The organism is Pseudomonas sp. SF2 (assembly GCF_036858055.1).
Lineage (GTDB): Bacteria > Pseudomonadota > Gammaproteobacteria > Pseudomonadales > Pseudomonadaceae > Aquipseudomonas.
The window spans coordinates 1-1,847 of the sequence record NZ_JAMBDI010000080.1 but is presented as its reverse complement, the minus strand read 5'-3'; the positions used below and the strand labels follow the sequence as shown (position 1 = coordinate 1,847).

2 protein-coding genes are annotated in these 1,847 nt (G+C 61.5%); one reads left to right on the top strand and one right to left on the bottom strand.

All coding sequences use genetic code 11. From position 1 onward, the window contains the following. Positions 1-639, bottom strand: a 639-nt coding sequence (locus tag M2S36_RS24895; protein WP_333958017.1) for a thiamine pyrophosphate-binding protein, incomplete at its 3' end; no start/stop codon positions are given. 170 nt (positions 640-809) lie between these two features. On the opposite strand from M2S36_RS24895, the gene M2S36_RS24890 reads away from it, so the two are divergent. Further along, positions 810-1,691, top strand: a complete 882-nt coding sequence (locus tag M2S36_RS24890) for a LysR family transcriptional regulator (protein ID WP_207837349.1) — start codon at positions 810-812, stop codon at positions 1,689-1,691. The last annotated feature ends 156 nt before the right edge of the window (positions 1,692-1,847 follow it).

Sequence of the window (1,847 nt, the reverse complement as noted above, 5' to 3'; positions counted from 1 at the left end):
GGTCATCTTGCGGTTGGCGCCAGCGCCGATCACCAGGATCGGGTTACGGGCGTTTTTCAGCTTTTGCACGGCAGCGTCGATCGCCACGTGCTCGGCCAGCGGACGGCGGTGCAGGCTTGGCGGGATTGGCAGTGCGTCGGTCTGCTCGGCAGCGATGTCTTCCGGCAGCTCCAGGTGCACGGCGCCCGGCTTTTCTTCTTCAGCCAGGCGGAAGGCTTCGCGCATACGGGCCGGGATGTTGTCGGCCGAGGCAAACTGGTGGGTGTACTTGGTGATGGGGTCCATCATGCCGCACACGTCGATGATCTGGAAGCGGCCCTGCTTGGACTTCTTGATCGGCTTCTGGCCGGTGATCATCATCATCGGCATGCCGCCCAGGTAGGCGTAGGCGCTGGCGGTGACCAGGTTGGTGGCGCCAGGGCCGAGGGTCGACAGGCTGACGCCGGTCTTGCCGGTCAGGCGACCATAGGTAGCAGCCATGAAACCTGCGGACTGCTCGTGACGGGTAAGTACCAGCTTGATCTTCGACTTGCGCAGGGATTCGAGCAGGTCGAGGTTTTCCTCACCGGGAATGCCGAACACATACTCGACACCTTCGTTTTCCAGGCATTGCACAACGACATCGGCGGCCTTGGCCATTTGGGGTACTACCTCAAAATCTTTGTGGGATTGCAGATTTATTAAGCTGCGTGACTGAGATGTTGCAGGATGTCTCAGTGGCGCGCATCGTAGGCCCTCTGGTTAATAATAATAAATATATTGTTATGATGCGTGGCATCACAGTTTGTTATGAACGGTAACCCCCCTCAATGAACCTCAAGGCATTGCGCTGCTGCGTCGAGATCGTACGCCAAGGCAGCTTCACCAAAGCCGCGCAGCACCTGCATATCGCCCAGCCGGCACTGAGCATGGCCGTTACCCGCCTTGAAGAAGAACTGGGCGTGACCCTGTTCAACCGCACCACGCGCAAAGTCATCCTGACGGCCGAGGGCGAACGGTTCCTGCCACGTATCGAATCGGCCCTGCGCGAAATGGATGTGGCCCGGCAGGAACTGCGCGACATGGCCGACCTGAAACGCGGCGAAGTACGCCTGGGTATCCCGCCGATGTTCGGCCTGCACTATGTGCCCGGGTTGATGAACGCCTTCCGCAAGCTGTACCCGGGCATAGCCATGACCGTGTTCGAAGGCAGCGCCGAGGACATTGGCCATCGCCTGGAACAACGGGAAATCGACCTGGCACTGCTAGAGTCCAGGCGCGTGCCGCCCGACAAGGAATCGATCCTGCTGGGCAGCGATGAGATGCTGGCGTGCATGCACCCTGACCATCCCTATGCCGGCAAGGCCTTCCTTACAGCCGAAGACCTGCGCAATACCGACATGGTGGTGTTCGACCGCACCTTCGTGCAGCGCCACCTGCTGGACGCGTTCTTCGCCGAACATGGCATCACTTACCAGGTGGCGCTGCAAAGCAACTTCGTATCGCTGGTGGTGCAGGCCGCGCTGGACAACATGGGCGTGGCGACCCTGCTGCGCTCGGTGCAACAGCGCACGCCGGGCATCGTCGGCGTACCGTTCCGCCCGGCGCAGCTGATGAGCTTCAGGCTGTGCTGGCGCTCGGGGGAATACCTGTCGCTGGCCAGCAAGCGCTTCATCGACTTTGCCGCGCAGACCCATTACCTGGAGCGTTGAAGCCAGCCCGTTGCGGCCTTTTCGCCGGCATGCCCGCTCCCAAAGGAAATCTGCGCGATACCTGTAGGAGCGGGCGTGCCCGCGAACACCGGCGCAGCCGGTGCCATCCACCGCGCAGGGTTCTTCGCGGGCATGCCCGCTTGTGTCTTGAGAGGG

Excerpts from the sequence above, each read along its gene's own strand:
- M2S36_RS24890 (WP_207837349.1), top strand. The coding sequence starts at position 810 with ATGAACCTCAAGGCATTGCGCTGCTGCGTCGAGATCGTACGCCAAGGC.